Origin of the sequence: Streptomyces sp. B1866 (assembly GCF_031932565.1) — a bacterium.
Classification (GTDB): Bacteria; Actinomycetota; Actinomycetes; order Streptomycetales; family Streptomycetaceae; genus Streptomyces.
This window is the reverse complement of record NZ_JAVSCF010000528.1, coordinates 1-1,184: the sequence shown is the minus strand read 5'-3', so window position 1 is coordinate 1,184 and position 1,184 is coordinate 1. Positions and strand designations below refer to the sequence as shown.

Genomic DNA, 1,184 nt, shown 5'->3' with positions numbered 1-1,184 from the left:
GGCCGGGCGGGCCCGCAGGGCCGGTCGCGGCCGGGGCGATCGGGCCGGAGGGTGACGCGCAGCCGTACCGGCGCCCGGCGGACGCCGCGGCGCCGGTACGGGTCAGGTCACGCGCTCGGCCCGGTGGCGTACGGCCCGCATGCGGACCTCGGTGGGCAGCCGGGCCAGGCCCGCCGACGCGCGCGCGTGCTCCAGCGCCTCCGCGCGCAGCCGCCGCAGCGCCGCCGCCGGCTCGGCGTGGGCTTCCAGCAGCAGACCCACCCGCGCCTCCGGCGCCGTGCGCCGCCCGCCCAGCCTGACGTGCGCCCGGTCCACGCCCGCCAGCAGCTCGGCCTCGGCCGCGACCACGGCCTCCAGGGACCGGGCGCGCAGCGTGGCGGACTCGCCGTCGCCGGTGTCCACGCGCACCTCGCGCAGTCGGCGGCGCCGCAGCTGTGCGAGCGCCCACCAGGCGGCGAGCAGCACGACCAGGCCCAGGCCGCCCAGCACGGCCGGCCACCACCAGTCCTCGTGTCGCCAGCGGGTGCGGTCGGCGCGGCTGAGCAGCACGTCGTGCCGCCCGTCGAACGGCCACCAGGAGCCCAGGTCGACGTGCCAGCGCCGCTGGAGGTCGAGCCCGGCGACCAGCACCGCGCCGCCCAGGACCACCAGCGCCAGGCCGAGGACCCCCAGCACCACCCGGTTCACCGTGCGCAGCATCGCCGCCTCATCCCTTCGCCGGCCGTCGTACGTCCACCGACAGGCGGGGCCGCCGGGCGAGGCCCAGCTGCCGGATGCCGTCGCCCAGCACCGCCGCCAGGTCGGCCCGTACGTCGTCGAGGTCCCGGAAGTGCGACCGCGCCCGGGCCCGGACCCGGCGCCGGCTCACGTCCACGCGCACGGACCGCACGCCCGCCACCTCCATGGCCCGGTCCCGCAGGACCAAGGCGACGGCCGACCGGTCGATACCGGCCCGTATGTCCTCGGGGGCCAGGCGGACCGCGTCCGGCTCGCCGGGCCCGTCCGCCTGGCCGGCGGGCGGCGGGCCGGCCGGGGCGGACGCGTCCCGCCGCATCGGCAGCAGCGCGCGCAGCCCGGGCGTCGCGGCGAGGGCCAGCAGCCACAGCCCCAGCACCACGGCGCCCGCGGCGCCGCCCAGCACCCACGCGTCGTCCAGCGGCCGGGTGGCCAGCTCGTCGGCGAGC

General features: G+C 80.5%; 2 protein-coding genes. Both read right to left on the bottom strand.

The features are described 5' to 3' along the window. Nucleotides 1-102: 102 nt before the first annotated feature. Complete coding sequence (gene amaP, locus RKE29_RS29985; protein ID WP_312008857.1) at nucleotides 103-699, bottom strand: alkaline shock response membrane anchor protein AmaP; 597 nt, start codon at nucleotides 697-699, stop codon at nucleotides 103-105. Between the two features lie 7 nt (nucleotides 700-706). After that, nucleotides 707-1,184: DUF6286 domain-containing protein (locus tag RKE29_RS29980; protein ID WP_312008856.1), on the bottom strand; the 478-nt coding region annotated here is incomplete at its 5' end.